This is a genomic window from Bradyrhizobium sp. SPXBL-04, assembly GCF_051853035.1.
Classification (GTDB): Bacteria; Pseudomonadota; Alphaproteobacteria; order Rhizobiales; family Xanthobacteraceae; genus Bradyrhizobium; species Bradyrhizobium zhanjiangense.
The window spans coordinates 3,740,534-3,767,411 of record NZ_CP182472.1; the positions used below are offsets into that span (position 1 = coordinate 3,740,534).

General features: G+C 60.3%; 29 protein-coding genes and 1 tRNA gene. 15 read left to right on the plus strand and 15 right to left on the minus strand.

Features of this window, described 5'->3' with window-relative positions:
• Window positions 1–40: 40 nt before the first annotated feature.
• Window positions 41–1,561, minus strand: coding sequence for an ATP-binding protein (locus ACNJX8_RS17640; protein WP_439361472.1), 1,521 nt, complete (start codon window positions 1,559–1,561; stop codon window positions 41–43).
• A 163-nt stretch (window positions 1,562–1,724) separates the two neighbouring features.
• On the minus strand, window positions 1,725–2,576 hold the full coding sequence (locus tag ACNJX8_RS17645) for a LysR family transcriptional regulator (protein ID WP_439361473.1): 852 nt from the start codon (window positions 2,574–2,576) through the stop codon (window positions 1,725–1,727).
• Between the two features lie 111 nt (window positions 2,577–2,687).
• Between ACNJX8_RS17645 and ACNJX8_RS17650 the strand changes: the two genes are divergently transcribed.
• Window positions 2,688–3,110, plus strand: coding sequence for a tautomerase family protein (locus tag ACNJX8_RS17650; RefSeq protein WP_439361474.1), 423 nt, complete (start codon window positions 2,688–2,690; stop codon window positions 3,108–3,110).
• Window positions 3,111–3,152: 42 nt separating this feature from the next.
• Here the strand turns inward: ACNJX8_RS17650 and ACNJX8_RS17655 are convergent, their stop codons facing one another.
• On the minus strand, window positions 3,153–3,866 hold the full coding sequence (locus ACNJX8_RS17655) for a DNA helicase (RefSeq protein WP_164940030.1): 714 nt from the start codon (window positions 3,864–3,866) through the stop codon (window positions 3,153–3,155).
• Window positions 3,867–4,067: 201 nt separating this feature from the next.
• Window positions 4,068–4,817 carry a lipoyl(octanoyl) transferase LipB gene (gene lipB / locus ACNJX8_RS17660; protein ID WP_439361475.1) on the minus strand — a complete coding sequence of 250 codons (750 nt, stop codon included), beginning with the start codon at window positions 4,815–4,817 and terminating at the stop codon, window positions 4,068–4,070.
• Between the two features lie 83 nt (window positions 4,818–4,900).
• Here lipB and ACNJX8_RS17665 point away from each other — a divergent pair, with 83 nt between their 5' ends.
• Window positions 4,901–5,143 (plus strand): FliM/FliN family flagellar motor switch protein, encoded by a 243-nt coding sequence (locus ACNJX8_RS17665; RefSeq protein ID WP_011088012.1) that lies wholly within the window; start codon window positions 4,901–4,903, stop codon window positions 5,141–5,143.
• 203 nt (window positions 5,144–5,346) lie between these two features.
• Window positions 5,347–5,431: transfer RNA gene (locus ACNJX8_RS17670), tRNA-Leu, on the plus strand.
• Window positions 5,432–5,457: 26 nt separating this feature from the next.
• Here ACNJX8_RS17670 and ACNJX8_RS17675 read toward each other — a convergent pair.
• From ACNJX8_RS17675 to ACNJX8_RS17690, 4 genes are all read right to left on the minus strand, one after another.
• Complete coding sequence (locus ACNJX8_RS17675) at window positions 5,458–6,864, minus strand: tyrosine-type recombinase/integrase (protein WP_439361476.1); 1,407 nt, start codon at window positions 6,862–6,864, stop codon at window positions 5,458–5,460.
• 165 nt (window positions 6,865–7,029) lie between these two features.
• Window positions 7,030–7,251, minus strand: coding sequence for a hypothetical protein (locus ACNJX8_RS17680; RefSeq protein ID WP_439361477.1), 222 nt, complete (start codon window positions 7,249–7,251; stop codon window positions 7,030–7,032).
• Between the two features lie 1,084 nt (window positions 7,252–8,335).
• Window positions 8,336–9,205: a glucose 1-dehydrogenase gene (locus ACNJX8_RS17685; protein ID WP_439361478.1), complete on the minus strand. Its 870-nt coding sequence runs from the start codon at window positions 9,203–9,205 to the stop codon at window positions 8,336–8,338.
• Window positions 9,206–9,214: 9 nt separating this feature from the next.
• The gene (locus ACNJX8_RS17690; RefSeq protein WP_439361479.1) at window positions 9,215–11,044 is read right to left on the minus strand and encodes a glycoside hydrolase family 15 protein; all 1,830 of its coding nucleotides are present in this window, start codon (window positions 11,042–11,044) and stop codon (window positions 9,215–9,217) included.
• Between the two features lie 357 nt (window positions 11,045–11,401).
• On the opposite strand from ACNJX8_RS17690, the gene ACNJX8_RS17695 reads away from it, so the two are divergent.
• Window positions 11,402–12,247: a LysR family transcriptional regulator gene (locus tag ACNJX8_RS17695; RefSeq protein ID WP_439361480.1), complete on the plus strand. Its 846-nt coding sequence runs from the start codon at window positions 11,402–11,404 to the stop codon at window positions 12,245–12,247.
• 124 nt (window positions 12,248–12,371) lie between these two features.
• Here ACNJX8_RS17695 and ACNJX8_RS17700 read toward each other — a convergent pair whose 3' ends face one another.
• Window positions 12,372–12,791 carry a GreA/GreB family elongation factor gene (locus tag ACNJX8_RS17700; RefSeq protein WP_439361481.1) on the minus strand — a complete coding sequence of 140 codons (420 nt, stop codon included), beginning with the start codon at window positions 12,789–12,791 and terminating at the stop codon, window positions 12,372–12,374.
• Between the two features lie 731 nt (window positions 12,792–13,522).
• On the opposite strand from ACNJX8_RS17700, the gene ACNJX8_RS17705 reads away from it, so the two are divergent.
• The 4 genes from ACNJX8_RS17705 to ACNJX8_RS17720 all read left to right on the plus strand — a co-directional run bounded on the left by ACNJX8_RS17705 (window position 13,523) and on the right by ACNJX8_RS17720 (window position 15,914).
• Window positions 13,523–13,849: a phasin family protein gene (locus tag ACNJX8_RS17705; RefSeq protein WP_439361482.1), complete on the plus strand. Its 327-nt coding sequence runs from the start codon at window positions 13,523–13,525 to the stop codon at window positions 13,847–13,849.
• Between the two features lie 13 nt (window positions 13,850–13,862).
• On the plus strand, window positions 13,863–14,372 hold the full coding sequence (locus ACNJX8_RS17710) for a GreA/GreB family elongation factor (protein ID WP_439361483.1): 510 nt from the start codon (window positions 13,863–13,865) through the stop codon (window positions 14,370–14,372).
• Between the two features lie 55 nt (window positions 14,373–14,427).
• Window positions 14,428–14,835, plus strand: coding sequence for a nucleoside diphosphate kinase regulator (gene rnk / locus ACNJX8_RS17715; protein ID WP_439361484.1), 408 nt, complete (start codon window positions 14,428–14,430; stop codon window positions 14,833–14,835).
• A 635-nt stretch (window positions 14,836–15,470) separates the two neighbouring features.
• Window positions 15,471–15,914, plus strand: coding sequence for a universal stress protein (locus ACNJX8_RS17720; protein WP_439361927.1), 444 nt, complete (start codon window positions 15,471–15,473; stop codon window positions 15,912–15,914).
• A gap of 819 nt (window positions 15,915–16,733) precedes the next feature.
• Here the strand turns inward: ACNJX8_RS17720 and ACNJX8_RS17725 are convergent.
• From ACNJX8_RS17725 to ACNJX8_RS17745, 5 genes are all read right to left on the minus strand, one after another.
• Window positions 16,734–17,120 (minus strand): DUF488 domain-containing protein, encoded by a 387-nt coding sequence (locus ACNJX8_RS17725; RefSeq protein ID WP_439361485.1) that lies wholly within the window; start codon window positions 17,118–17,120, stop codon window positions 16,734–16,736.
• 49 nt (window positions 17,121–17,169) lie between these two features.
• A complete protein-coding gene (locus ACNJX8_RS17730) occupies window positions 17,170–17,652 on the minus strand; it encodes a hypothetical protein (RefSeq protein WP_439361486.1) in 483 nt (160 codons plus the stop codon).
• Window positions 17,653–17,727: 75 nt separating this feature from the next.
• Window positions 17,728–17,928: a hypothetical protein gene (locus tag ACNJX8_RS17735; protein ID WP_439361487.1), complete on the minus strand. Its 201-nt coding sequence runs from the start codon at window positions 17,926–17,928 to the stop codon at window positions 17,728–17,730.
• 63 nt (window positions 17,929–17,991) lie between these two features.
• Entirely contained in the window at window positions 17,992–18,504 is a 513-nt protein-coding gene (locus tag ACNJX8_RS17740) for a hypothetical protein (protein ID WP_439361488.1), read from the minus strand.
• Between the two features lie 89 nt (window positions 18,505–18,593).
• Window positions 18,594–19,151 (minus strand): PAS domain-containing protein, encoded by a 558-nt coding sequence (locus ACNJX8_RS17745; protein WP_439361489.1) that lies wholly within the window; start codon window positions 19,149–19,151, stop codon window positions 18,594–18,596.
• A 339-nt stretch (window positions 19,152–19,490) separates the two neighbouring features.
• Between ACNJX8_RS17745 and ACNJX8_RS17750 the strand changes: the two genes are divergently transcribed.
• On the plus strand, window positions 19,491–19,853 hold the full coding sequence (locus ACNJX8_RS17750) for a GreA/GreB family elongation factor (RefSeq protein WP_439361928.1): 363 nt from the start codon (window positions 19,491–19,493) through the stop codon (window positions 19,851–19,853).
• Between the two features lie 225 nt (window positions 19,854–20,078).
• Here ACNJX8_RS17750 and ACNJX8_RS17755 read toward each other — a convergent pair whose 3' ends face one another.
• The gene (locus tag ACNJX8_RS17755) at window positions 20,079–20,762 is read right to left on the minus strand and encodes a hypothetical protein (protein ID WP_439361490.1); all 684 of its coding nucleotides are present in this window, start codon (window positions 20,760–20,762) and stop codon (window positions 20,079–20,081) included.
• Between the two features lie 564 nt (window positions 20,763–21,326).
• Between ACNJX8_RS17755 and ACNJX8_RS17760 the strand changes: the two genes are divergently transcribed.
• From ACNJX8_RS17760 to ACNJX8_RS17785, 6 genes are read left to right on the plus strand one after another with little or no spacing between them, the layout of a single operon-like run.
• Window positions 21,327–21,809, plus strand: a complete 483-nt coding sequence (locus ACNJX8_RS17760) for a universal stress protein (RefSeq protein WP_439361491.1) — start codon at window positions 21,327–21,329, stop codon at window positions 21,807–21,809.
• Between the two features lie 38 nt (window positions 21,810–21,847).
• Window positions 21,848–23,023 (plus strand): amino acid ABC transporter substrate-binding protein, encoded by a 1,176-nt coding sequence (locus ACNJX8_RS17765; RefSeq protein ID WP_439361929.1) that lies wholly within the window; start codon window positions 21,848–21,850, stop codon window positions 23,021–23,023.
• A 39-nt stretch (window positions 23,024–23,062) separates the two neighbouring features.
• Window positions 23,063–23,926, plus strand: a complete 864-nt coding sequence (locus ACNJX8_RS17770) for a branched-chain amino acid ABC transporter permease (protein WP_439361492.1) — start codon at window positions 23,063–23,065, stop codon at window positions 23,924–23,926.
• A complete protein-coding gene (locus ACNJX8_RS17775) occupies window positions 23,923–24,870 on the plus strand; it encodes a branched-chain amino acid ABC transporter permease (protein ID WP_439361493.1) in 948 nt (315 codons plus the stop codon). Before ACNJX8_RS17770 ends, ACNJX8_RS17775 begins: the two co-directional genes overlap by 4 nt.
• Window positions 24,867–25,601 carry an ABC transporter ATP-binding protein gene (locus ACNJX8_RS17780; protein WP_439361494.1) on the plus strand — a complete coding sequence of 245 codons (735 nt, stop codon included), beginning with the start codon at window positions 24,867–24,869 and terminating at the stop codon, window positions 25,599–25,601. The genes ACNJX8_RS17775 and ACNJX8_RS17780 overlap by 4 nt, the downstream gene beginning before the upstream one ends.
• Entirely contained in the window at window positions 25,598–26,332 is a 735-nt protein-coding gene (locus ACNJX8_RS17785) for an ABC transporter ATP-binding protein (protein WP_439361495.1), read from the plus strand. The genes ACNJX8_RS17780 and ACNJX8_RS17785 overlap by 4 nt, the downstream gene beginning before the upstream one ends.
• Window positions 26,333–26,878 lie beyond the last annotated feature (546 nt).

Here is a 26,878-nt window from a genome sequence, read left to right on the forward strand (position 1 = left end):
CTCCCTCGCCCGCGCGCGGGGGAAGAGGCAAACGAAGCCTTCACCGTGGCAGCTTGGCAATGGCCTCGCTCAGCTCGTGGATCTCATAGGGCTTGCGCAGGATCGGGAAATCGCCGCGTACGCCTGCGGCGACCTCGCTATAGCCGGTGGCGAGCAGGATCGGCAGGCCTGGGCGGATCTGGCGCAGATGCTGGGCGAGGCTGAGCCCGTCCATCTTGCCGGGCATGACGATGTCCGAGAAGACGAAGTCGACGCCGTTCGTCTCGATCTCGCGCAACGCGGCTTCGGCATCGGCGACCCTGCGCACGCTGTAGCCGAGCTGTTCCAGCAGGCCGACGCTGACGGATGCGACCTCGGGATTGTCCTCGACCAGCAGCACCGTGCCGCTGCCGCGGAACGGTGATGCTCCCGCCGTCTCACGTGATGGCGCGTCGTCTGCGCGTGGCAGGAGGATGGTGAAGGTGGTCCCCTTGCCGAGCTCGCTTGCGACTTTGATCGTTCCCCCCGCCTGATGAGCAAAGCCGTGCACCTGGGAGAGGCCAAGGCCAGTGCCCTTTCCGATGGGCTTGGTCGTAAAGAACGGCTCGAAGATCTTGTCGAGAACGTCATCGGGAATGCCAAGCCCGGTATCGGTGACGTTGATCGCGACGAACCTGCCGGCGAAGGGGTCCTCATGCAGCACGACGTTGTGCGCACCGATCGTCACCGTGCCGCCGTCGGGCAGCGCATCGCGGGCATTGATGACGAGATTGAGCAGCGCAGTCTCGAGTTCGGAGACGTCGGTCTTGATCGGCCAGAGATCGGGGCTGATGTCGAAGGCGAGGCGCACGGAGCTGCCGACGCCGGCATCGAGCACCTCGCGGATCGCGGCGATACGCTCGGCGAAGTCGATCGCCTGCGGATTGACGCTCTGCCGGCGCGCGAAGGTGAGCAGCTGGTTGGTCAGCGCCGCGCCGCGCTTGGCGGCGGTCTCGATGGCCGAGATCGCGCGCTGCAGCTTGGCCTCGTCCTTGGCCCCTCTCTTGAGCATGTGGAGGCTGCCGCTGATGATCATCAGGAGATTGTTGAAGTCGTGGGCGACCCCGCCGGTGAGCTGCCCGAGTGCATCGAACTTCTGGGCTTCGGCGAGCTGCTTCTGCATCGTTTCGAGCTTGATCTGCGTATTGCGGCGTTCGGTGATGTCGCGCGTGATCTTGGCGAAGCCGACCAGCTCGCCGTCCTCGTAGATCGGATCGATCACGACGCTGGCCCAGAAGAACGTGCCGTCCTTACGGACGCGCCAGCCTTCCTCCTCGTAGCGGCCCCTTTCCCGCGCGATGCCCAGAGCGCGCGCGGGCTTGCCATTGGCGCGGTCGGTCTCGGTGTAGAAACGGGAAAAATGCTGGCCGAGGATCTCCTCGGGCGCGTAGCCCTTGATGCGCTCGCCGCCGATGTTCCAACTCGTGATGATCCCGGCGGGATCGAGCATATAGAGGGCGTAGTCCGCAACGCCTTCGACCAACAGCCGGAAACTGCGTTCGCTCTCGAACAAGTCTCTCTGTTGATTAGACTTTTTTACCATTCCGGACCCCGCCTCGACGGGGACAAACGCTGGGGGCGGCGGATTGGTTCCCGGGATCTGGGACATTTTTAGGCAAACATCAGGGGCCGTATGCAGATCGGCCACCACCCCCCACGAGACGCCACGCAGCGCGCTCGAAGCGATCTTGTGAGCGTTCGCGGTCTCAAGCCGGCATGCTCCGGAAGGTCGCCGCCACCGCGCGCAGCGCCGCCAGCTTGGCGGGATCGCTGACCTTCGAATGTAGCATCACCTTCGAGCTGCCGAGTTTCGGCAGCTTCTGCGCCGGCCCGATGTCGATCAATCCGGGAGGTGCGATCCGCCGCGCCAGCGGTGCGATGGCGAGCCCGGCAAGCGCGGCCGCCACCACCGCGGCGACGCCGCCGCCGACAAAGCGTTCGCGCCAGGCGATGCCGGCTTTGTCGAGCGCGCGCACGGCGATGGCGCGGACGCCGCAGGGCGGGGCGAGCGTTGCGAGCGGCAGCGGCTCGCCCTTCGGCAGCGTGAGGCGGCGTGCGGCAAACCAGCCAAACTCGTCCTCGGCCAATTTTTTGCCGCCGCGGCGGCTGCCTTCCTGGCGGACGATCACGGCGTCGAGTTCTCCCGCGTCATAAGCATCCTGCATTTCGCGCGAGAAGCCGATGGTGACGGCGAGGGTGAGATTCGCAGACATCGCATGCAGTCGTTCGAGCAGCGGCACCAGCTCAGGGCCCGCGGCGTGGTCGGAGATGCCGAGGGAAAGCGACTGCGCGGTCGCCGCCTCACCCGACAGCGCGCGGTCATGCGCCGCGATCAGCGCGCGGGCGCGATCGAGGAACGCGGCGCCGTCGGCGGTGAGCCGGACCGCGCGCGGCGAACGCTCGACGAGACGTTTTCCCAGTAACGCCTCCAGCCGTTGCAGCTTGAGGCTGACCGCCGCCTGCGTCGTGCCGAGCGCTTCGGCGGCGCGCGTAAAGCTCTGGAGGTCGGCAACCAGCAGAAAAGCCTGAACGGTGGCGATGTCGAGCGTAGCTGTCATTATAAGGCTTTATCACTGGTATCAACAGAGATAAGATACCAAAATGATGAGGGGAGGTCTAGCTTCTCATCGACGCCGCGCAAATCGCGCGACATTCTTGGGAGAACCATCATGCCCCTGATCACCGTATCCTACACCACGTCCCGCCAGTCGCCGTCGCTGAAGGCCGACATCGCGAACGCCGTGTCCGAGCTCACCGCAAAGATCCTGCACAAGGATCCCGAGGTGACCGCCATCATCGTGAAATCGGTCGATGCGGGCGACTGGTTCGCCGGCGGCAAGTCGCTCGCCGAGCACAAGCTTGCGAGCTACTGGATCGACATCCACGTCAGCGAAGGCACCAACACCAAGGACGAGAAAGCTGCCTATCTCGCTGCCATGTTCAAGCGCATGGCCGAGATTTTGGGCCCGCTGCATCCCGAGACCTATCTGCACGTCGACGAGGTCAAGGGCGATGCCTATGGCTTTGGCGGCCTGACCCAGGAGCGGCGCTACATCGCCGGCAAGCTCGAGGTTTCGCTTAAGGCGGCGTGAGACAGGAAGCCGCGGGTGATGATCTCACCCGCGGCCCGAATTTCAGCTCGCCGCCCGGAACTGAACCTCGGAATTGTTCAGGAAGCACGTCTTGTCGAACAGCTTCAGGTCCAGCGGATTCGGCAGCCTGACATCGCTGAGATCGGGGCAGGGCTTGACTGAGGGATCATAGGATCGATCGATCTGTGCGATAAAGACGACGATCAATCCCCCGTCGCGTGCGAACGATTTCAGCGCGCGCACCTGAACGGAGAGGTCGGGGTTGTCCCGCCTCTGGTCGAGCAGTTGCAGATAGTCGATCACCACGACTGTGCCGCGGGGAGCTGCGGCCATTTGCTTCACGACGTAGTCGGCGCTGATGGCGTCTGAGCAATCGATCTCGAACAGTTTGTCGAACTGCACGGGGTCTACGCCGATCGCGCTGAGGCGGTCCAGAACGTCTTTCTCGGTATATTCGAGCGAGAAGAACGCAGCGCGATGGCCCGACCGCATGGCTTCGACGGCAAGCTCGAGGCTCATCAGTGTCTTACCTTGCCCGGGGCGAGCGCCGACCAGCACGAGGTCGCCCGGCCGGAATTGCGGAAACAGCCTGTTGGCCGGCGTCACCGCGGCAGCTTTCGCCGCCAGCATGCTCCAGGCGGAAAAGCCTTCCGCCGTGGCGATGCGGTCAAGCGCGGCGTGGAGCGGAATGCCTTGCTCGTGCGACAGGCGCTTTGCGTTTCGCTTCAGACGATAAATGGGTGCAGACAACTTCATCGAGAGAACCTCCCATTGCGAGCAGAAAGCGCAATCCCTCCTTATGCCTGGCGCTCGAACAGTCGGTCCGATGATCGAATCGCCCGGCATGACGTCTGCTTTCCCGGCGGAGGGGGGGAGGCGTGGGCGGCACCAGAATCAAACATAGCCGATTCCGCGGCGAGCGGAGAGCACGCGCGATCGGCCTCGAACAAATAAATGTTAGACTGCCGCTTCCGGCAGCAGCGCGCGGGTCGGCCCGAACAGCTCCTCGAACGCCTGCCGGAGCGCGATGTCGACATCGGCCATGGTCACGAGCTGGCCGAGATCGACCAGCGAGGTGACGCCGTAGCGGGGATCGGCGACGCCGCAAGGCACGATGCCGTCGAAGTGCGACAGCTCCGGCTCGATGTTGATGGCAATGCCATGGAATGACACCCAGCGCTTCAGCCGGACGCCGATCGCCGCGATCTTGTCCTCGTGCTCAGGCCCCTTGTCGGGCCGCTTCACCCAGACGCCGACCCGGTCCTCGCGCCGCTCGCCGCGGACGTTGAAGGCGGCCAGCGTGCGCAGAATCAGCTCCTCCAGGCTCGCGACATAGGCCCGGACGTCCGGCCGGCGGCGCTTGAGGTCGAGCATGACATAGGCCACCCGCTGGCCGGGGCCGTGGTAGGTGAGCTGGCCGCCCCGTCCAGTCGCAAAGGTCGGGAATCGGGGATCGAGCAGGTCGGATTCCTTGCCCGAGGTGCCGGAGGTGTAGAGCGGGGGATGTTCGAGCAGCCAGACCAACTCGGGAGCCTCGCCTGCGGCGATCGCCGCGACGCGGGCCTCCATGGCGGCCACCGCGTCCGGATAGGGCACCGGAGCGTCCGAGATATGCCACGCGACGGGCTCGCCGCTGGCGGCGGAAAACGACGTCAAATCCAGCTCTTGACGCTGGTTTTGGCGGGGGCTTTTAGGCGAATTAACCATTGGCTAACCATAACGTGGTGATCATCACGGGAGCAAATACCAAGTCCTTTGGTTCAAAGTCCCAAGTTGCGGCGGTCCTGACAGTGCCCACTCTCGATAAAGTCACCGTGGATCTCATGGTCGTCCTCGGCACGACCACCATGCCGATCCATCAGGTATTACGTCTTTCCCGCGGCGCCATCATCGAGCTGGACGCAACCGAGGCCGACGAGGTCAAGGTCTTGGCCAACAATTTGCCGGTCGCCTCCGGCGTCGTGCTGGTCGATCGCAACCGGATCGCGGTCGAGGTCAAGCAGATGCTGCCGCGCACGCCGGGGACGCGGTAGCGCCCCGGGGACGCGGTCGCGGGCCGGGCACGCGGGAGCGTCCTGGGCGCCCGATAGGGCCGATCCCTGGGGAAGGGGCCGGAAACTTTCCTGCCAAGCTTGTGGAATTCGGGGCCCTTGCAGGCTTGTATCCCCCTGATGGATTTGTTAGATCGGCGGCCGCTGATCCGGCCAGCCTAACGACCTCAGGCCGGCATCTCCTAGCGCTCGTGGCGGAACTGGTAGACGCGCTGCCTTGAGGTGGCAGTGGGTAACACCGTGGGGGTTCGAGTCCCTCCGAGCGCACCATAAACCCAGTTTTGGCATTGAAATCGCTAGACTTTTTTGCGTGAGTTACTACGCAAAGTTACTACTCTGTTCTCGCTGGCTGTTCCGGCTGTGTTCGCGCCGGGCGCGAACATGAATTCATCCAGCGACTGGCTATGATCGAACGCCACGATCTTCTCCATGCCGCTCATCCCGAGCTTCTCCCGGTTCGCCCTTCCGATGTAGTGCGCGGGCATTTTCGGATCGGTCCAGCCGAACATCGCCATCATCTGGCTCTCGGTGCAGTCGGCATACGCGGCCACCTCGGCCCGCGCCTTGCGGACCCCATGGCAGCTTTTCTTGGGCTCGTTGACGCCGGCCAGGACCGCGTACTTCTTGAACTTCATCGCCCATGCCTTCTTGTTCATAGGCAGTACCCGGCCGCGCAGCTTCTTGCCGGTGAACACCTCCGCGCCTATGATCCCCGCCGCCCGCGCCGCCCGCAGGCTGTCAGCGAACTCCGGGTGCACTGGCACCGTCACAGTGGTGTTGCCTCGGCTCTTCTCGGTCGTGATCTGCACGGCCATCTTGCGGACAATCTGTCGTAGATGCGGCGGCCCGAAGCGGTGCGCGTCACCAAGCCGGAGGAAGGTGTAGTGCAGGATGTCGAACATCAGCCGCGCCTCGGTGCCGAGCGACCACCTCGCCCGAAAGAGTGCCATGTCCTCCTCGGTCCAGGGCAGGAAACCGCCGCTCTCGCGGCTCGCCTTCGCCTTGCCGGACTTCAGCCCAATGGTCGGATCGTCGTCCTCGTCGAGATGACCTTCATCGATCATCCAGCGGATCATGCCGCGCAGCGCCGACAGCAGGTTGCCCGCTTGTGACGGTGTGCGCGCTTTCATCTCGGCCTTGATGACCCTGCGAGTCAGCACCGCAAATGGCTTCTCGCCGTTTTCCGGCAGCAGCGACTCAATCAGCCCGGTGCGCTGAAGTCGCGTTGAGTCCGCAAGGCCTTGTTGGCCGACGCTGAGATCGCCAAACCAGTGGTCGCTCTCCTTGTACACGCTCCAGTACCATCGCAAGGTACCCGGCTTCGGCGGCGTCGCGGGCAGAGTAGGGCGTGGCTCGTTGCGCTGCTTCTGCGCGTTGATGTAATCGCCCTCGTTGCCATAGAGCGCGATTTGGGCGGCGACAGCGGTATCGACCTCGGCGTTGAATTCGGGTAAGCCGAATTCGGCCTTGATCCGGATCTTCGGCAGCTTGTTGCGCAGTTGCACGTAATAGCGCACCTGTCCCCATTGGCTGACGTCAACATGAAGATAACGCCGCTCCGGCTGGTCCGGCTTCACCGTGGGCTTCACCCGACGCATACGCTTCACTCCGCCGAGCACCGAGATCGCCGCGTCGTAGGCGATGTCGAACGCTTCGGTGCCGTATTCCTCACTGATGCCGATCCGGCGGCCCTTGGCGCTCACCTTCACATACCAGCGCAGCGCGCCCCGCGCAGAATAATCGAAGTAGAGATACCTGCGCAGATCCCCGGGGGCGCGTTTCTCAGTTCCAAGCATTGGCGGTCTCCGTAAACCAATGCCTGGAGTCTAGCGACGCGTTGAGTCCGCATCAATTGCATAAGGTGCCTTTCACCCGCTTTCGGTGCGCTTCAGGTAACGCTGCAACGCCTCCGATGGTACCCATATTTCGTCGAGACTTGTTGTGGGCAGGGCTGGCGCGGCGCTCGAGATCAGCGCGATCCGAATAACGCCGTCTGCATCGACGCTGACCGCGCTCGCGCCGGCTTCCTTGGCGGCGCGGATCGCGCGAGCTAGGTCGGCTTGTGTAACCTTTGCCGGACGCCGCGGCATGACCTTTCTCCTATCGTGTGAACGTTCCGGCTGCGCGCTTCCCATCACGCGACACCAATCATTCCGAGTGCGCACCACAGCGCGTTTAGCATCAGCCTCCGCGTTGGTTGCCGCGAAACCGAAGGAGGAATGGCACGTGAGAGAGCGCCACGTTGATTTATTCAACCACGGCGTTCAGTAGTCAGCTAGTGAAGGCAGATAAAACTTGGACTATTGTGAGATAGTCGAAAGAGCCAAAAATCATCTTGAGCTAGCGAAGTCGAAGAAGAGGATGGCGATCATGTTCTCTTGATCGACTCGGCTGGGACGGTTTCGAGTTTCTCTAGAACTTCTTCAGCCAATGCTGCAGTCTTGAGACGTCGGGGCACGCCGACCTCGTACATGCTCCCGGACGAATGTCGATGGCACAGAACGCACTGGCCCTTGCAGTGGCTTTTGGCCTTGGTAATTCACTGTGATCGATGCTGGCAGTTGGATGAGCGCAGCCATGCCCTGTGAACTCCTTATTTCGTGTGCGCTACGTGCGCACTGAAAGATCAAGGTGAATACAAACGTGTGCAATTTCGGCTAATTTCGAGTGCGCGTTTGATGTTTCATCCGCTAAGAGGATCTCGTGATTCCTTGAAATGGTGGGACTTCTGTCTTTCTGTAGCTCCGATGATGGATTGGAGCGAGAGTTCAAGTTATTCAGTCGGTTAGCAGACGGAGTGTGCACGACGTGTGCACCGGGAGATCAGGAAAAATCTTGCTGCATCCAGTGTGAGCAGACCTTCTGAAGAAGGGCGGAGCCGCCTCCGGTTGGCGCACGCACGACCGAAAAATTCCGACGGGAGGGGAGAAAGCGCACTTGCTGGTTGCCTCCGCTCCCACGAGGGGACGCAAAGATCGACGATGTTGACGACCGCTTGAGTCATTTGCTTCGTTTATTGTGCAAGCGCTTGCCGGTTGGAATAGCCGAAAATCCCTCTTCCCGGTCCCCGGGAAGCAGACGTGTAACGTGCGAAGCGGTCGCCGGCTGCTGCCGGCATGTTGGGGAATTCAGGCGTCGAGGCGGCCCGAGACATGCTCCATCAGCGGTGACGACCTACCCTCCGGTCGCAAAGCCGGGGAAGAGCATCATGCCGCCGTCGATGAACAGGGTCGCGCCCGTCACGTAGTCGGCGGCGTCCGACACCAACCACGCGACCGCCTGGGCGATGTCGTCTGGCTCTCCTATGCGCTTATAGGGCACCAAGGTCATCAGGCTTTCGTAGGCCTCTTTGGTCTCCCAGGCCGGCCGGTTGATGGGCGTGCGAATGGCGCCCGGTGCAATCCCGTTGACACGAATGGCGAGCGGAGCCACCTCCCGGGCCACGCTTCGCATCATCTGCATGACGGCGCCTTTCGAGGCTGCATAGTTTGCGTGCCCCGCCCAGGGTATCTCCTGATGGACAGAGCTCATGCAGACGAGCTTGCCGGCCGCGACGGAGACGTCCTTCACGACACCTCGCCTCTTGAATTCGCGGATGGCTTCCCTGGCGCAGAGAAACTGGCCGGTCAGGTTGACGCCGATGACCTTATTCCATTGTTCGAGAGTCATGTCATGGAATGGAGCATCGCGCTGCAGACCCGCATTGCTGACCACGATGTGCAGTGTCCCGAAGTGCTCGACAGCGCGGGCAAACATCGACTGGACGTCCTCCTCACTGCTGACGTCCGCCTTGACCGTGATCGCCTTCCGACCCAACGCTTCGATCCGGTGGGCCACGTCTTCAGCCGCTTGCGGGTCCACGATGTAGTTGACGGCAACGTCGGCGCCAGAGGCGGCGAGACCCAGGGCGACACGGCCGATCCCAGAGTTTGCGCCGGTGACGAGGGCTGGCTGGCCCTCCAGCACGACCGGAAAACGGGCTGCGGGTCGAGGACGTTCGCCGGGGAGGGCTGGTGCTGTGGGGTCGGTCGTGCTCTCAGCCATGGTTGCCTCCTAAAGCGAGTTCGTCGCCTGCTGTCCTTTGCTGGGAACCGGCTTCTTGCTGCCGCGGTGCTCAGAGGGTTTCTCGCGGTGTGTGAGGTTGTGGGCCGTACTCACCAGTGCGATGTGCGAGAACGCCTGTGGGAAATTCCCGACGAAGCGCCGGCGTTCGACGTCGTACTCTTCCGAGAGCAGGCCAATGTCATTGCGCAGCGCCAGAAGCCGCTCGAACAAGGCCTTGGCATCCGCGTCACGGCCAATCAGGTGATACGCGTCGGCAAGCCAGAAGCTGCAGGCGAGGAACATGCCTTCGCCGGGCGGGAGACCGTCCTTTGTTGCACCCGTGTCATATCGGCGGACGAAACCGTCCTGGAGCAATTCCCGCTCGATCGCCTTGATGGTCGAGATCACGCGCGGATCATCGGGCGGCAAGAAGCCGACTGCCGGAATCAGCAGTAGGCTGGCATCGAGCTGCGGCTCGCCATACACCTGCACGAAACTCTGCCGATGTTCATCGTAACCGTGCCGACACACATCTTCGTGGATCGCGGCGCGTTGTGCTTCCCACTCTCGTACCGGCCCATGCATGCCGAACTCGGCCGCCGACTTGATGGCACGATCGAAGGCCACCCACGCCATGATCTTCGAGTAGGTGAAGTGCTTGGCGCCGCCGCGAACTTCCCAAATGCCTTCGTCTGGTTCGGTCCAGATGCCTTTGAGATGGTCGAGCAGGGCACATTGGATCGCCCATGCCCGCTTGTTCTCATGAAGCCCGCCGCGACGCGCCTGATAGAGAGCGTCCATCAACTCGCCGTAGACATCGAGCTGAAGCTGGGTGTGCGCCGCGTTTCCGATGCGCACCGGCTTCGAACCTTCATATCCCGAGAGCCACGGCACCTCCCACTCGGTCAGCCGGCGCTCGCCCGTGACCGCGTACATGATCTGGAGTTGCTTGGGGCTTCCCGCCACAGCGCGGACGAGCCAATCTCGCCAGGCGCGCGCCTCGTCGTAGTACCCAGCTCCCATGAGGGCCAAGAGGGTCAGCGTGGCATCGCGCACCCAGCAGAACCGATAATCCCAGTTTCTTGGGCCGCCGATCTTCTCAGGAAGGGAGGTCGTCGCCGCGGCAACCATGCCGCTGCTCGGGGCGAACGTCAGTGCCTTCAGAGTGATCAAAGAGCGCTGAACAGCATCGGAGTACGCTCCTGCTGCTTCGCAGCGGCCAGACCACTCGCGCCAGAAACGGTCCGTTGCGCCCAATAGCGCGCCTGGATCCTCGGCAGCCGCAGGGTCCTGGTACGAAATCTGGTAGGAAAGGACGAAAGCGACGCGCTGCCCCTTCTTGACCGAAAACGAGCTGATGCTCTTCATGGACTCGCCGCGCATGGGCGCTTCGGTTCTCAACAGCAGCATCGAGTCCCCCGCAACTAGGCTGAGCGCCCCGTCTTCAATGCGACTGACCCATGGCACGCTGATGCCGTAGTCGAAGCGCGCGACCAGCTCGCTGCGCATGTCGACCTTGCCCTCGAGGCCCTCGACGATCCGCACGACCTTTGAAACGTCTGTCTTTGGAGGCATGAAATCGGTGAGGCGGACACGCCCCCGATCGGTGGTGAAGACCGTCTCCAGGATCAGCGTCCCTGGCCGGTAGCGGCGCTCGCTTGGATGTCCATAGACCGGACAAAGCTTCCAGTACCCGTTCTCCTCGTTGCCGAGGAGCCGTCCGAAGCAGCTATCGAAATCGAAACGAGGCAGGCAGAGCCAATCGATCGACCCGTCGCGCCCAACCAGGGCTCCGGTCTCACAATCGCCGATCAACGCATAGTCTTCGATCCGAGCCATTCAACGTACCCAGTCGAGACCAATGGGCGTCTCGCCCTTGGGTTCCGGCTGCGGGATTTCGGCGGCATAGACTTTCGGCGAAAAGGCAGGTCCGACGTCAGGGGCGGCGGGTAGGTGGCCGGCGACCGGCCGATGGATCGGGGATCGATCCGCCGGCCTTTGGCAAGAAGATTCGGTCGCACTCGATCTTGATTTGCTTGGGACGGACGCTTCCTTGCGGCGGCGCTTGTGGAACGTCGGCCATTTAAAGCCATGAGGAATAATGGCCTGGCCGTAGTTCAATCCCGCCGATCGCACGAACAAAGCAAATAAACGAATTCAATTGACATTTTGCTGCAGCAATTATGCTATGAAACGATGGATATCGAACTCGCCAGAACTTTCATCGAGATCGTGTCAACCGGTAGTTTCATCAAAGCTGCCGACCGCTTGCATGTTGCCCAGACCACGGTCAGCGCGCGCGTGCGCCTCCTCGAGCAGCAGCTCGGGCGCCCGCTGTTCGTTAGAAACAAGGGCGGTGCGAGCCTCACGCCGGCTGGTGAACAGTTCCTTCGGTTCGCGCCGAGTTTCGTGCAATTGTGGCAGCGTGCAAAACAGCAAGTGGCAGTGCCGGAAGGACACAGCGCTGTCTTGACGATTGGAAGCGAAGTCAGCTTATGGCGGCCGCTTTTGATCGAATGGGTCAGGGAGTTGAGGCGATCAAACCCAGACATTGCGCTTCGTGTTCACGTCGACGTTCCTCAGGATTTGATTACGCACGTTGCTGCCGGGCTTGTAGATATCGCGATCATGTACGCTCCCCAACATCGACCAGGGTTGGAGGTCGATCTGGTCATGGAGGAAGAACTCGTACTCGTGACCACCGATCTCGCGAAGTATCACGAGAACGATCCTCGATATGTTCACGTCGAATGGGGTTCTGAGTTCGCTCTTCATCATGCAGTGAGCTTTCCGGAAACCGTGCCGAGTCTCGTAACAAATCTCGGTCCGCTTGCGCTGAGCTATATTCTCCTGGAGGGAGGCTCCGGATACTTCCGAATGCATGCGGTTCAGTCATATCTTGCCGAGCGGAAACTTCACCTCGTTCCTGGCGCGCCTCGGTTCTCATTCCCCGTTTACGCCACACACGCGACAAACGTTGATGCCGCAGCGTTGGAGGCGGCACTCGTCGCATTGCGGAAGGCTGCAAGCACGGGGAACTAGCTCGATAGGAAAGTGTGGCCGCTCGCGCAGTAAGAGCACGCGCAATCGCGTCAGCATTAGCGAAGCGCTAAGGCAACGCCGCCAAGACCGTTACCATGCATCATCGACACGCTGTGCCCCCCGATTAGGTCGGTGGTGATACTCCGCTCGCCCGCACTTCAAGCACCGCGAGGCCTCGTTCCCTACCAGACTCGGTCCAATGAATTGACTGCCCAGGTCCAAGTCCAATGAGGGCGGTACCAATCGGACTTAGAACCGAGATGCAATGAGCGGTTCTGGTTTCGTCCGGAAGTACGAGACGACCGCGACGAATATGTGAGGTTCCAAGCTCGACGAACTTCACCTCGCATCCCAGTCTGACGGCCGAACTCCATGCGGCGGTGTCTGAAATCATATCGGCGCGATCAATCTCGTCTCGAAGAAGGCAATCGGTACCGACGCTCCTCGTCGGATAGTCTTGAAGCAGCCTGAGCAGCTTTTGTCGGTCCATTCTCGTTAGAACTATGGACGGTCGATCAGGGCGTCTCTGTCCAGCGCTGGTCATGGTACTCTTCTCCCGGAAAGCGACACTTTCCCATCGGCCGCCCCAGTCGACAAACGAATCTATTTGACCGTTCGATGCAATGAAACGCTGGGCTGAGCGACACAGATCCAATGCGGCAGCGCGCAAAAGTCGCAGCGATAAGAGCCACCGAGCGCGCTGTGCAATTGGGCGGGGCAACGTGACCGCACGACGGTGGGGTTGTGCGCGTTCTCCGAATGACGCGCTATCCAGATCACAAGCCCGCGCTTTATCGTCTGAGATGTCAGGCGAGAGCCACCTCGTTCGTTGTTGATTCCGGGGGAGGTTTCACGGGCAGGACAACTTGATCGCGATGGGAAGCCGTTATCTCATCGCGTTTTCATTCCGCGGAGATCGGAAGGTGTCTAAGTACGAAGGTACGAAGCAATTCGCGACAAAACGGCGCGGACCAACGGAGTATCTTGATTTCGCAGACCGTCGCGCCAAGTATGTTGGCATGAATATCATTGCGCTCGATCAGCCAAATTGCGTCGAGGGCCACCTGCAAATTGGCAGGTGACCCGGGTAGCCTTAATGGCTGTCCGGGCTAACTACTTCTAAAACAATCTTTCCTGCTCTGTCACGAAGTGCGTAGCACGCGCTGCGCGCTCGCTTGACATGAGCCTGTCGGCGAAGGTGCGCCGCGATACGAAGCTGCGTCAGTGCGCGTCCAGCAAAGGACGCACGATCGAGCTAACACAAGGAGTCAAACGATGACAGAGGTGAGAGAGATCGGGCGAGTGTACATGAACGCCGCGAGCGATGTAGTCGCCAGCATTGCAGACCATAGTCGCAAAACCATGCAACTGGCCGGCAACAACACGTTGCAGTCATTTGCACATCTTGCCCGACTTGCAGGCGCCAAAACTGCAGTGGAAGCGATCGAGGTTTCAAACGCGTATTATCGAAATCAGATAGGTGCGCTGGGGCAGCACGCGAACAATCTGATCGACCTAACCCAGAGGATGCGAAGCATATGTCTAGCCCCCACCGAACGCCAAGAGGCGGACAAAGGCGTCTTACCGGCTCGTGAACACTGAGGAGTATTGCGCGATGTCAAACATTCAATTCGAACCCACCGAGCAATTGCCCTCGATCTCTATAGCGCGACGAGACCATGCGCGCCTTGAACGGTTAGCCGATGATGCCATGAAAGAAGGTCATCCGGTCGGCAGATTCCTGATGTCAGAGATTCGGCGGGCCGTCGTGTTCGATACGAACCAGGTACCGGATGGTACTGTGCGTCTCAACGAGTGGGTGACCTACAGGGTCGATGGTGGTCGGCAGCCGGAAAGCAAAATCCTGGTGTGCCCGCCAGCTCTTAGAAACGGGCTGATGGAACTATCGGTCCTCTCGCCGCTTGGTGCCGCCCTTCTCGGAATGAGAGTTGGGCAGCGTATGAAGTTCTTCAGTATCGAGGGCGGGCTTCATTCCGTCATTGTCGAAGGCGTCCTGCCACCGGCGGGAGCACCCCTGTTGTTTCCGGCAAAATCCCGCCCCAGCTCCGGTCGGGCTTCCACTAGCTCTCCTGGGTCCGATGACGACGGCCCTCAGGCGGCTTAGGAGCGGATGTGTTCGCAGAGAGCTGGATCGCTCGATAAGACTTGAGGAGTGGGAAATGCAGCGCGACAGAGTAGCTGAGATGAGACCGCCGATTGCCATTGATGCTGATCATTTCGCCAGACTATCGGCGCTCTCGTCGGTGGCAAGCGGGCCGATGGCCGAGGTATGCGAATATCTTCGGGAGGAACTCGAGCGAGCGCATGTCCTGCCGGCAGATAAATTCCGTCCCGATATCGTCACTTTCGGCAGTAAAGTGAAATTTCGGGATGAACAGACCGGAAAGGTTCAAGAAGTAGTTCTAGTTTATCCACCTGATGCCGATATTGCATGCCGACGTGTATCGGTGCTGACGCCGGTTGGCGTCGCACTTCTGGGACTTTCGGTCAATCAGACGATTTCGTTCCGCACCAGGACCGGCGAAAGGCGCGAGCTAACCGTGCTCAAGGTCGGCCGCGAAGACTAGTCGGGCGCCGAAGAGAGAACGTGGACGCGACGGGTGCCATCGCGCCCACTTTGATCCAATCAGCTCGTTGCTGGGCTGCGATTGGCTATACCTAATCCGACCGATATCTATCGTGTCGCGGATTCGCATCGTGCTCGATCTCCCAAAGGGTCCACACGAGAGCAATGCCCAGGCAGACAATAATTGCCAAAAGGAGCAATGTCAGTTGGGGCGCTGTGAGCGCGGGGGTGCTCATTGCATGCTTGGCGAAAATTTCGAGCGGCAGAGGCATTGCATCCGTTGTGATAGTCCGCGTTCGGCGTCCCCATGGAGCCTCCTGAGTTGTCGTCCATTGTGCGAGTCTTGCAAACGAAAAATGTTGTCAGTTCTCATCGACGAGAATGTTAGGTGCAACGCCCGGCAAGTCGTGCGTCCATGGTCGTTTAGATTGAAGAATTCTCGCCCCATTTTCCTTCGGTCAATCGGCATCAACCGATGACGGTTTTCGTTTGTCGAATGTTGATCGACGTGCAGGGTGACCTCAGCGTGATCCGCGCACCAGGAGCGAGAAAAATGCCGACCGACCATGCCCTCGAGGAACCATTGCGGTGCCGTCGACGTTCCGAGCTTCAACGTATGTCGAACCAAGGACTCTGATGTACAGAAGGATTCTCCTGGTTTTTGATGGATCACCGGAAGGCCGCGACGCACTCGTTCATGCCCAGAATGTGGCGGCCGCGTGCGGTTCGATAGTTCATCTCGTTGCGATCGTTGAATCGCCCGAGCGAATGCTTGCCGTCGAGGCGGGGGCATCGTCCTTCGTGAATCAGGGAGTTGAGACCCAGGCAGTGCTCGACGAGGCTGTGAGGCAGCTCACGGGCACCGGATGCGCGGCAGCAGGCAAGCTGCACTACGGGAAGCCGGCGGAGCAGATAATGCTCGCCGCCGTTGAGACAGGCGCGGATCTGATTATCGTCGGTCGCCGAGATCACGGAGCGCTCGCCCGCTACTTCAATGGCCTGGCAGATGGGTCGACCTTGTCTCCACTGCCATGCAGCGTGCTTGTATTGGCGAAGTCTGAGCGCACGCAAGCAGCTTAACGCCCATGAGGCGCAGACGAGGCTACCGGGCGCGAGCCTCTTTTGTCGAACCCCGGTGCGCCACCAATCCCTCCTGGTCTGACGGCGGCTGATGATGCTCGCCTGAATCGAGTTCGCAGCAGTGTGACTGTGCGGCAAAAGTCCGCAGCTGCCTTGGGATCCCGTCTTTAGACCATACATGAGAGCAATGATGTTTAATCGAGTTTCCAAGCATTCTCCTCGCAGCCCGGGGTATCGACAAATCCGCTCGTGAACCGGGCGTGCGCCGCATCGCGTGCTCGCGCCCGGAGGTCCGAAGCCCCCAAATCTGGTCCCGCAGTGAAGCAGGGGCCTCGTCTTGCGGTCGCAACCCCTTGCCGCAAGAAATCCATTCGCCAACCACGCATTCAGCGCGGTCGCGGAGAAGGTCAACAGGTTTGGTTGTCCGCCGAGATAGGAGAGATTAGTCGTGACAAGAGAAATTGAGACCCGAGAACAGCGCGAGAGACGGGAACTGGATGAGGAATTGGACAGGCAGCTGGAACAAACATTTCCCGCGAGCGATCCGCCGAAAATCACGCGCTCTGCTCCAGCTAGGGGAGGCAGGTAGGGCAGAACGGTCCGGCCCGCGGGGCTTCTGCGACCGCGGATCATGGACGCCCTGACGGGTCTTTCCCCATACTCTCACCGCAGACAATACGGGCGCGCGGGCGCTGCGATTAGGTGTTTTTATATCCGCGGCGCGAACTTGGCCTTGATCCATCGAGAGCGCGAGAAACATTTTGCTAATCACGAGATAGTCAAGTCTCGCATCGCGCTTGGTTACCGGCCGATGCGAGGCTAAGGCGCTCCGGAGGTGCTCCGGCCGAGCAAGATTTCCCTAAGAACGACGGCATCGTTGTGAGCAGCATCATGCGCTGCGAAAACGAGCGTGATACGCCCCCGCTGGGCAAGGGCGCGTAGCTCGTCAAGCCGCTCGCGGTGCTGGCGTATCTCTTCCGAGTAACGGCGGCGGAACTCGGTCCAACGATCGGGATTGTGCCCGAACCACTTCCGCAGCCCCGTGCTAGGCGCCACGTCCTTGGCCCACAGATCGATCGCCGCGTCCACTTTCCTGACGCCGCGAGGCCAAAGACGGTCCACCAGAATTCGCGTGCCGTCACCGGAGTGAACATCATCGTATGCGCGCTTCAACTTGATGTTCTCCGCGACAATCTTGCGTCCCATTGATGCCTCTCCCTTCTCTCGACCGGTTCGTTCTATTCGGAGCGACGCTCTAATCCGTTCCGATTCTACTCGACGATCGTGTGGCCGTATCCGCCCGTGCAGTCTTGCTGACGACGTTGATCGGCTCGCCGGAGTCCCTGGTCGAATTCCGCAGGTTGTTTCCCGATATGGCGATCGAGATGAATAACGCCCCGACCACCAGCCACACCGTCAAGCCACCGATTCCATCCCCTGCCCAGGGCGCTGCCGATGAGAGACGGCCATGCGACGGCAATAGATCGATCAAGGGACCAGCGAGCACGATTGCCTCCGACGGAGACCATTGCTCGCTCTTCGATTGTGAAATCGTCGCGGCAAAGCTTTGTATTGCCTGAGCCTTTGAAAGGCTGGATAGGCGAGCCGCCTCCTGCCAGGGATCGACGTCCTGGCGTGCGAGTAGTGACAAGACGCTCAAGTTGCTCTGATCTGTCTCGCATATTGAGGCAAACAAGAACGCGTCGTATTGAGAGTCGAGACCGCACAGTCCGGCCATGATATCCTCCCATGACCTCATTGCTTCGTCAGCGCTGCGGCGTCCTACGCGACGTCGGCGGATTTTGATTGAACATCACAAGATTGATCGGTGCTTCATTCGCAACTTGGGCACACGGGCGCCCTGCCGTGTATCGTCCGGGGCGCCATGCGACTTCGCGGAAAAGCGGGTAATCTTGGGTGGATCGCTTGCCGGAAATGTGCCCTCCAGCTCATCGTTCAGTCGACGATCGATCTCTCTCTTCTCCCACTGTGCAAAAGACTCTTTGGCGGTCACGACAATCTCCCTTCGTTTCTGCATGTGCCGCGCGACACGAAAGACCTGCTGGCCCCACGTGGGCTATGCGGCGATGGCTTCAAGCTGCTCGACCTGTTTGCGGTGTAGCAGCAGCAAGTAAATGAGCTTCGCATTCAGTTTGGAGTCGAATATGTCCACGACAGCATCCTCGATCATGTCGGCCAGCATGGCCTGATTGCGGCTTGCAAATCTGATCCGGCTTCGGAGACTGCAATCGATATTGGGAATGGCGTCCGCCGCCTTTGCGCGAAGCATGCCGGTCTCGCCTCTCGCGGCAATCTCCTTTCTGAGCAGGATGCAAATCGCTCCCTGGCCCATTTCGGCCTCCAAGGCCAGGTCTGCAAGTTGGGTGCAGGCCGCACGACCGATCGCTGCGTATGCGGTCAGGCCGATGTGTTCGCCGTCAAGCAGATGCTTGAGAAAGCTCAGTATCTCCTCTTTGGACCAATAGCCAAAGTAGCTGGAGCCGAGCGCATTCGCCTTGAGAGGAGAGGGCGCAAACTGACGGATTGTGACGTCCGCGTTCGTTTGTTGGGGTACACGGGCTTTCCGCATGATGTCGTTTCCCTGCGAGAACGAGAAGGATCTGCAGTCCTTGGCTCATTGGGCCATCGAAGTCTTGGGCTGCCGCGCACCAGTACCAGCTATTCGGTCGAGTTCGACAAGCGAAAAGTATTGCAAGTTTGCATCAAGAATGTTGTTGGCTCGTGGGAGCGCGACGGGTGCGCTTGCGCCAAGCTCCTGTCGCGCTTCCTTGCGACCGCGCAGCGTAGAGTCGAGCGGCTATGACCGCCGAAGTCAGGCCGCGCGTGTTGCAGAACGCTCTCGCTCGATGCGTTCGGTGACGTCGCGGCCATGGCGACCGAGCCAAGCACGTCGCCGTCGACACCCTTCACGAGGGCAAAGGTCATCTCGACGTAGAGCTTGCGTCCGCTCTTATGCAGGGCTCGCGTCAAAGTCGGACGACCTTGTAGCTTCAATACGCCGGTTGACATAGCTGCGTCGAACCCCCGCCAATGCGGAGCGCGCAGATGCTCTGGAATGATCAGATCGAGACGTTGGCCGAGCGCCTCTTCCGAGGAGAAGCCGAACATGGCCACCGAAGCGCGATTCCATCGCGCGATCTCACCCGATCGGTCCGCGTAGATGATGGCGTCGGCAATTTGGTCGAGAATTATCTCAAACAAGAGGTCGTTTTTCATGGAGCCCTCTAGTAAACGATATCCTCTGGCCCTCGTGGGGCGTTCCGTCGTCAACTCTCGCGGGGCGCCGAAGTTCACGTTGCAGCGCTTTAATCGTCGAGTACATCGGAAACGACGCTCAAGCGTAAGAAGGATAGATCAATTTTCTTGATCATGACGCGCAATGTTTTTCGCTTGCGGATAGCAAGCGGTGAGCGAAAATAGCGAGGTTTGACCCGCCAGGAGTCCGCCATGAATGCGCCCCACGACCATCCGATTGCACTTCCTCCAGTCATGCTTTCAGAAGCAGACCGAGACAGGCTATACGCCATCGCCATTTCCGCGCTGACGAACAGCCGTATGGCGTCGTCCGCATCGAACGTACTACGGGAGATATCTCGGGCGAAAATCGTCCCTGACGACGAGCTTCCAGAGAACGTCGTAGCAGTCAACTCGCACGTGGACGTGCGCGATAATGTTACCGGCACGACAAGGCAGGTCGTCCTCGTCATGCCCCACGAAACGTCGGAACAACAGAACGCGGTTTCGGTATTGAGTCCTCTGGGAGCAGCCTTGATCGGGCTGTCGGAAGGCCACTCTGTCGACTGGTGTTCAGCAAGCGGCGAGCCGAGCAGCGTGACCGTCCTCCGGTCGACAGCGAGTTCGGCAAGATCGCCAGCCTGCGGCGATCGGCATTTATCGCGCATTCAGCCCAGCTCATGAAGGATTGGGTCCCATGCGGCACAATTTCATCGCCGCATGGGCGCGCATGACGTCCGTGCCGTGACGGGTCGCGGTTCACATCCGATTGAACGGCGCTTCGTTCCGGCCGAGCTCGCGGGGCTCGGCCGGTCTTTTCGGCTAGTTCTGATGCCGTTGCCGCTCGTGCTGGCAGGATGGATCGCGGCGACGAGCAGTGCTTCTCGGTGCTCTTGTCTGCCTTGAAAGTCAGGAGAACTTCTCGGCAAATTGCTTTGCCAGAGCATCAGCGGTGGCATCCGCGATCTGATAGATGTGATTCTTCATCTCTTCCCAGGTTTGAGCCTCGGCGTCGTACTGGTGATCGGTCAATTGCTGGATCTGCTGGATGTGATGACTACCGTGGGCCTGGAGTAGGCCGTTCACGGCATCCTTCTGCAGATATGGGTTTGCCTTGCTCAGGAAGCTTGCAATTTCCTCGGCGTTCGAAGTTAGAGACTGAGTTGCTGCGCCTTGCCTGGTGGTGTCGCCTGCGACCGTCGCTGCAAGATAGGCTTTTACGGCACCATAGTGTCCCGCAAGGAGCTTGAAGAAGGCGTCCTTGGCCGCTGCGCCGTAGAATGGCTCTATGGTCGCGGCGATGGACTGAGCATTGGCGACGGCTTGTCGTTCTGCCGTTTTTGCGATCGCTCCCTGTTTCTCGATCGTCGCGAGCGAGACGGCTCTTACCCAGAAAATGTGTCCGATCCAAAGATCGCGAAGCGTGGCCGCCGTCTCGGAAGTCTTGTCGGTGCGAGTGTTTCCCTTGTTGGTGCGCGAGCGCCTGGCGGCCGCGTACCCACTGTTGGAGAGAGGCAGAAGACCGGCGATAGCGGCGCCGACGGTGAGAAGCTCACGACGATGGGCAAGCTGCCGTACTACGTCTCGCGACATCGAAACCTCCTTGGGCGGACCTGAGCCGCTTTGTTGTGTGCTTGAGAGAACTGTATTCATCCGTGGTTGAACGGCGCAAACGAAATTCGTTGCCAGTTCAGTGCAAGTTCGATGCAGATGGATGTTCGACCGACAGCGTCGGATCCCTTGTCGCTTCGTCGCATGTCACACCTTCGAGCATTCTCGAATTGTACGTTGGTGCCGCACGAAATCCCGCAGCAACAAAACTGATATCAAGTGTTGATACATTTCGTTTGTCAAACTTGATCCCGGACATACGTTGATGGCGGCTTGATGGTGCAGATCGTTGGCACCGAGCGCGTGCTACAGAGGAATGCCGAGATGACGCGAACTTCAGTAAGTGATCTTTCAAAACGCCTCGCCGGGCCTTCGACGTGCGGTGGCGTCGAGACTGTCCTGAAAGCTCGATGGGTGTCGACCATCTTTGCCCTAGCGGCTCGAACGTGTCGATGAAGGCGCCTGCCGCTCGCGCCATAGATTGCCGCATGCGTTAGCGGCCGGGCGTGTTCCGGCCGCGCACATCAGTACGGAAAGGAAGCCCCCATGTATAAGAAAATCTTGTTGGCTTTCGACGGCTCGCCCGATGGCCGCGAGGCGCTGGCGCAGGCCGAGACATTGGCATCAAGGTGCGGTGCGACGGTTCATCTTCTGGCGGTCGTCGATGCTGCCGAAAGCATGCTCATCGGGGAAGCGATGACTTATATCCCGGAGAATCAGAAGTTTGTGATGCAGAGAGTGCTCGAGGAGGGCGTCAAGCGGTTTCAACGCGCCGGATGCATCGCGACCAGCGAGATCCGGTATGGAAGGCCGGCCGAACAGATAGTGCTGTGTGCCCGGGAAATGGGCGCCAGGTTGATTGTCGTGGGCCATCGCGATCAAGGGGCTCTTGCGCGGTGGCTGAACGGATCGGTCGGCGAGTCGATCCTGCACCAGCCGCCCTGCAGCGTTCTGATCGCCATAAAGCCCCAGCGGACGGCGAGCAGCGTCACGCCGATGCAGCAACCAAAGACGAGGAGGAAGGCATGAACTTCGTGTTCAAAATCTCCCGTCTGTCGGCTCTTCTGATGTGTGCCGCAGCCGTCTCGATGCCTTCGGGCGAGGTCCTTGCAAAGGAGATCGTCTTGGGAGCGTCGGTGCAGCTGACGGGACCCGTCGCCAATACCGGCCGCTACTATCGCGACGCTTACCAACTCGCGATCGATCGCGTTAATGCCTCGGGCGGCGTCAAGATCGGCAATGAATCGTACAAGCTCGCGCTCAAGCTCTACGACAATCAGTCCGACGTGAACTTGAGTGTGCGTCAGTACACACAGTTGGTTTCGCAGGACAAGGTCGATTTCCTGCTGGGGCCGTTTGCGAGCAATTTCGCGCTGGCGGATTCGGCTGTGTCCGAAAAATACAGAATTCCCATGGTGCAGGGGGGCGGCGCGTCAGACCAGATCTTCTCGCGCGGCTTCAAGTACATCTTCGGGACGCTGGCGCCGGCCAGCAACTATTTTGGCTCGACAATCGAGATGTTGAGCGGGCTCGATCCCGCTCCCAAATCGGTCGCGCTGCTATACGCGGACGATGCCTTCGACGTTTCGGTCGCGGAGGGGACTCGGCCAAAATTGAAGAAGGCGGGTCTGACGTTGGTCTTGGACGAGCGATACAGCACGAACGCCACGGACTTCAGTTCGCTTCTGGCGCAGATCAAAAGCAAGAACATCGATGCGGTGCTGGTCGCGGGTCATGAAACCGAGATCCTGAATTTCGTGCGACAGGCGAAGAGCCTGGCGGTCGCCCCGAAGATGTATTCCTTCACTGTGGGCGTTCCGAGCGAGGATTTCCGCAAGGCGCTGGGCAAGGATGCCGATTATGCCTTCGGTATGACGGCCTGGCTGCCTTCGACAGAGCTGAAGGACCGCTGGTTTGGCGACGCCGCGCAGTTCGCGGCCGTCTACAAGGCGAAATTCGGCTACGACCCCGATTATCATGCCGCCTCCGGTGTCGCCGACGTTGAAGCCCTTGTGCAGGCCGCGGAAATGGCAGGCTCGACGGATCCCACGAAGGTGCGCGATGCGCTCTCGAAAGTGAAGTTCGACAGCCTGTATGGTTCGATTGCATTCGATGAGAACGGCCAGATTGATCTGCCCCAGACGGTCATTCAGGTCCAGGGCGACCGCTTGGTCGCGATTTACGGTGGCAATGGCAAGATTGCGGGGCCGAAATATCCCATGCCGGCCTGGGACGTGCGCTAGGTAGACTGTGAACGAGCCTTCGGCTGAGAAGAGGAAGATGTGGACCTGCTCGCGCAAGTTCTTATCAACGGAATGCTCCTGGGCGGTCTGTACGCCGTGATGGCGCTCGGTCTCGCCCTGGTCTGGGGCGTCCTCAATATCGTCAACCTTGCGCATGGCGCGTTCATCATGCTCGGCGGCTATGTGTCCTGGTACCTCTACACTTATGCCGGCATCGACCCATTTCTGGGGCTGCCCCTGACTGCTGTGGTGATGTTCGCGGTGGGATATGGCGTGCAGCGAGGTCTTTTGAACCTGATCGTCAGGGCCCCGATATTCAACACTCTGCTGGTGACCTTCGGGATCGAGGTCGTGATCACCTACCTGGCTCAGTTGGCGTTCTCAGCCGACTTTCGCACCATCAACCCGTCCTCTGCCGGGAACAGCATCGCCTTCGGAGCGGTGGTGCTGCCGGTGTCGCGTCTTTTTGCGTTCGGCATTGCGATCGTGTTGACGGTCGGCATGTGGCTCTTCTTGCTGCGCACACGGCTCGGACGTGCGATCCGCGCCACCGCGCAAAATCTGGTTGCGGCCCGGCTCTACGGCGTCGATCCCCGGCACCTCTACGCCATGACGTTTGGAATCGGGGTTGCGCTGGCTGGCGCCGCCGGAGGCCTCTACGGAACAGTGTCACAAATCAACCCGTATATTGGCGCGGCGCTGACGGCAAAAAGCTTTGCCATCTCGATTATCGGCGGACTGGACAATCCGCTCGGCGTGATCGTCGGCGGCTTGTTCCTGGGAGTCCTGGAGTCCCTGACCGCGCTCTATATCGGATCGACCTTCTCCGACGTGGCAAGCTTCGGCGTGCTGGTGTTGGTGCTAATCGTGCGTCCCCACGGTCTATTGGGGAAGGCGGCATGAAGACGGCACGTACCATGCTACTTCTGGCCGCGCTTGCCGTCCTGGCTGCGGTGCCGTGGTTCGGTTCGGACGTGCTCATCCAGTTCGGCATCAATGCCCTTCTTCTGGCCGTTCTGGCGCAGAGCTGGAACGTCATTGGGGGCTATGCGGGCTATGCCTCGTTCGGCAATTCGGTTTTCTACGGGCTCGGTAGCTACGGCGTGGCCATCGCGATGGCGCAGTGGCAATTGCCTTTCTGGGTCGGCCTCTTGTTCGGCGCTGCGCTTGCGGTCGTGTTTGCCGTGCTCATCGGGATGCCGGTGCTGCGGTTGAGGGGGCACTACTTCGCGATCGCGACGTTGGCGCTCGCCCAGGTCATGGCCGCGATCGTCTCCAACGTGAAATTGGCTGGGCGGAACGTCGGACTCGTCTTGCCGCCCCTCAACAACGACCCGCTTTTTTACGAGTTGTCGCTGCTCCTGCTCGTGCTCGCGACGCTAACCGTCTACTGGCTGACACGTAGCCGCTTCGGCTTTGGACTGATCGCGATCCGCGAAAACGAAGAAGGCGCGGCGGTGATGGGTGTCAATACGACCCTTTACAAAACCGTGGCTTTCGCCATCTCGGGCGTATTCAGTGCGCTGGCGGGCGGCATTCACGCCTACTGGGTTACGTTCATCGACCCGGAAAGCGCATTCGATATAGGCCTGAACGTCAAGATGATCATCATGGCAGTATTTGGCGGACCCGGGACGGTTTTCGGTCCCGTCGTCGGGGCGCTTTCGCTCTCGGCCGTCTCAGAGCTTCTGTCGAGCGAGATCACTAGTTTCGCGGGCCTGTTCTTCGGCGTTGTCGTCGTCGTCGCGGTCGTCTTGATGCCGCGTGGCCTGGCCGACGTGCTGCGGCGCTTTCGCGGCACGGGCTGGCGTTACTTCGGCGAAAATATTCGGAGCCACCAACTATGACGGCGATGCTCGAGATCAATCACGTCACCCGGCGGTTTGAGGGCCTAGTCGCCGTCGACGACGTCAGCTTCATGCTGCTGCGTGGCGAGATCCTCGGCCTGATCGGTCCAAACGGTGCAGGCAAATCCACGCTGGTCAGCCTCATAAGCGGAACGCTGGCTCCGAGCTCCGGCGACATCCTCTTCGAAGGAAGGTCCATTGTCCACTTGCCTGCATATCGCCGTGCGAGACTGGGCATAGGCCGCACCTTCCAGATCATGCGTCCATTTGCCGGCCTATCGGTCCTGGACAACGTTGCCGTAGGGGCACTGTTCGGACGGGGAGGCGGACAGGTCCAGATGGCGAAAGCCCGTGAGCAGGCCCGCGCTCAGCTGGAGTTCGTCGGACTGGCCAGAAATATCGATCAGCGCGCCGACGAACTAGGAGGGCCAGGCCGCAAGCGGCTTGAGCTGGCAAAGGCGCTGGCAATGAAGCCGAAGGTTCTTCTTTGCGATGAGGTCATGGCTGGCCTCAATCAGGTCGAGATCGAAGACGTGATCGGAGTGATCCGCAAAGTTCGCAATGAGGGGATCAGCGTCCTTGTTATCGAGCACGTCATCAAGGCCATCAGAAGTCTGTCGGATCGGCTGCTGGTGCTAAATCATGGCGTGAAGATCGCCGAGGGCGATCCAGGCCGCGTCCTGTCGAACCAAACGGTTGTTGAGGCCTATCTCGGCAAGAGGCGGGCATGAAATTGGATTCGGCAGCCAAAGCGGTCCCGCTGCTCGACGTGCGCGGAGTAAGTGCGGGCTACAGCGGAATGCCGGTCTTGCAGGACATAACCTTGAAGATTTACCCGGCCGAGGTCGTGGCGCTGGTCGGCAGCAACGGGGCGGGCAAGACCACTCTGCTGCGCGCGCTGTCGCGCGTGCTTCCCTGCCAGGGCAGCATGACCTTGAATTCCCGGGATCTCTTGCCGATGACGTCCGACGGTGCCTTTAGAGCCGGCCTCGTGCAGGTTCCTGAAGGTCGTCAGCTCTTCGACCACATGAGCGTAAGGGACAATCTGTTGATGGGCGCGTTCGTACGCGCGGACAAGTCTGGAATAAGCCGAGACCTGAACAGAATGTATTCTCTATTTCCGCGCCTGGCGGAGCGCCGGCGTCAGCTTGCCGGCAGCTTGTCGGGAGGCGAACAGCAAATGTGCGCGATGGCCCGCGGATTGATGGCCGCTCCGATCCTCTTGATGATCGACGAGATGAGCTTGGGATTGGCACCCGTAGTTGTGGAGCAGTTGATCGATGCGCTGGTGGCGATCCGCAGCGAGGGCGTGACAGTTCTGTTGGTCGAACAGGACGTCAATCTGGCTCTCTCGGTCGCCAATCGGGGTTATGTCATGGAAACAGGACATATCGTTCGTAGCGGGTCCGCCAAGCAGCTCATCGACGATCCAGAAGTCCGACGTGCTTACCTCGGGCTTTGAGACATCGGCTTGCGACGGAACAACCGCATTGAGGTGGTTTCGATGTGAAGGCGCGGAAGAACAGGTTCGTGCCACGTCGGATAGGGAGCACGTTGAAATGCCCGCTTTGTCCAAACCGCAATTCGAGCACGCCGTCATCAAGCATGACACGATCGCTAAACTGAAATCGCTGCAACGAAGCAGCGACGGCTGCAACGTGCACAGCAGCGCCGAAACGGTGATCTGCGAGTTCCTCGACGCAGTCGGCTACGAAGAGATTGCACGCGAATTTCGGAAAGTCCGCGAGATGTGTCCGGTGGTGGTTCCCAGATACTCGAGACCTTCCTGGCGATCTTAAGTGAGTGACGCGACCGGCGGGCGCAAATGCTCGCCCGGTCTGAAGCCGACATGCCGTTCCGCCGCCGGCGAAGAGGTGTGTCCCGCTCCTTTGGCTCAAGTCTTCAATCACCAGAGAGCCACATGTGACATCGCGCAATCCAAATGGACGTGGTCCGCAACGTCTCCGACGTCGGCGCGGAAGAAGGACATGAAGTTTCAAAGATCAAG

Bases quoted from the DNA above. Each gene is read 5' to 3' on its own strand.
- ACNJX8_RS17640 (WP_439361472.1), bottom strand. From the start codon at position 1,561: ATGGTAAAAAAGTCTAATCAACAGAGAGACTTGTTCGAGAGCGAACGC.
- ACNJX8_RS17645 (WP_439361473.1), bottom strand. From the start codon at position 2,576: ATGACAGCTACGCTCGACATCGCCACCGTTCAGGCTTTTCTGCTGGTT.
- ACNJX8_RS17650 (WP_439361474.1), top strand. From the start codon at position 2,688: ATGCCCCTGATCACCGTATCCTACACCACGTCCCGCCAGTCGCCGTCG.
- ACNJX8_RS17655 (WP_164940030.1), bottom strand. From the start codon at position 3,866: ATGAAGTTGTCTGCACCCATTTATCGTCTGAAGCGAAACGCAAAGCGC.
- lipB (WP_439361475.1), bottom strand. From the start codon at position 4,817: ATGGTTAATTCGCCTAAAAGCCCCCGCCAAAACCAGCGTCAAGAGCTG.
- ACNJX8_RS17680 (WP_439361477.1), bottom strand. From the start codon at position 7,251: ATGCCGCGGCGTCCGGCAAAGGTTACACAAGCCGACCTAGCTCGCGCG.
- ACNJX8_RS17685 (WP_439361478.1), bottom strand. From the start codon at position 9,205: ATGGCTGAGAGCACGACCGACCCCACAGCACCAGCCCTCCCCGGCGAA.
- ACNJX8_RS17690 (WP_439361479.1), bottom strand. From the start codon at position 11,044: ATGGCTCGGATCGAAGACTATGCGTTGATCGGCGATTGTGAGACCGGA.
- ACNJX8_RS17695 (WP_439361480.1), top strand. From the start codon at position 11,402: ATGGATATCGAACTCGCCAGAACTTTCATCGAGATCGTGTCAACCGGT.
- ACNJX8_RS17700 (WP_439361481.1), bottom strand. From the start codon at position 12,791: ATGACCAGCGCTGGACAGAGACGCCCTGATCGACCGTCCATAGTTCTA.
- ACNJX8_RS17705 (WP_439361482.1), top strand. From the start codon at position 13,523: ATGACAGAGGTGAGAGAGATCGGGCGAGTGTACATGAACGCCGCGAGC.
- ACNJX8_RS17710 (WP_439361483.1), top strand. From the start codon at position 13,863: ATGTCAAACATTCAATTCGAACCCACCGAGCAATTGCCCTCGATCTCT.
- rnk (WP_439361484.1), top strand. From the start codon at position 14,428: ATGCAGCGCGACAGAGTAGCTGAGATGAGACCGCCGATTGCCATTGAT.
- ACNJX8_RS17720 (WP_439361927.1), top strand. From the start codon at position 15,471: ATGTACAGAAGGATTCTCCTGGTTTTTGATGGATCACCGGAAGGCCGC.
- ACNJX8_RS17725 (WP_439361485.1), bottom strand. From the start codon at position 17,120: ATGGGACGCAAGATTGTCGCGGAGAACATCAAGTTGAAGCGCGCATAC.
- ACNJX8_RS17730 (WP_439361486.1), bottom strand. From the start codon at position 17,652: ATGGCCGGACTGTGCGGTCTCGACTCTCAATACGACGCGTTCTTGTTT.
- ACNJX8_RS17740 (WP_439361488.1), bottom strand. From the start codon at position 18,504: ATGCGGAAAGCCCGTGTACCCCAACAAACGAACGCGGACGTCACAATC.
- ACNJX8_RS17745 (WP_439361489.1), bottom strand. From the start codon at position 19,151: ATGAAAAACGACCTCTTGTTTGAGATAATTCTCGACCAAATTGCCGAC.
- ACNJX8_RS17750 (WP_439361928.1), top strand. From the start codon at position 19,491: ATGGCGTCGTCCGCATCGAACGTACTACGGGAGATATCTCGGGCGAAA.
- ACNJX8_RS17755 (WP_439361490.1), bottom strand. From the start codon at position 20,762: ATGTCGCGAGACGTAGTACGGCAGCTTGCCCATCGTCGTGAGCTTCTC.
- ACNJX8_RS17760 (WP_439361491.1), top strand. From the start codon at position 21,327: ATGTATAAGAAAATCTTGTTGGCTTTCGACGGCTCGCCCGATGGCCGC.
- ACNJX8_RS17765 (WP_439361929.1), top strand. From the start codon at position 21,848: ATGTGTGCCGCAGCCGTCTCGATGCCTTCGGGCGAGGTCCTTGCAAAG.
- ACNJX8_RS17775 (WP_439361493.1), top strand. From the start codon at position 23,923: ATGAAGACGGCACGTACCATGCTACTTCTGGCCGCGCTTGCCGTCCTG.
- ACNJX8_RS17780 (WP_439361494.1), top strand. From the start codon at position 24,867: ATGACGGCGATGCTCGAGATCAATCACGTCACCCGGCGGTTTGAGGGC.
- ACNJX8_RS17785 (WP_439361495.1), top strand. From the start codon at position 25,598: ATGAAATTGGATTCGGCAGCCAAAGCGGTCCCGCTGCTCGACGTGCGC.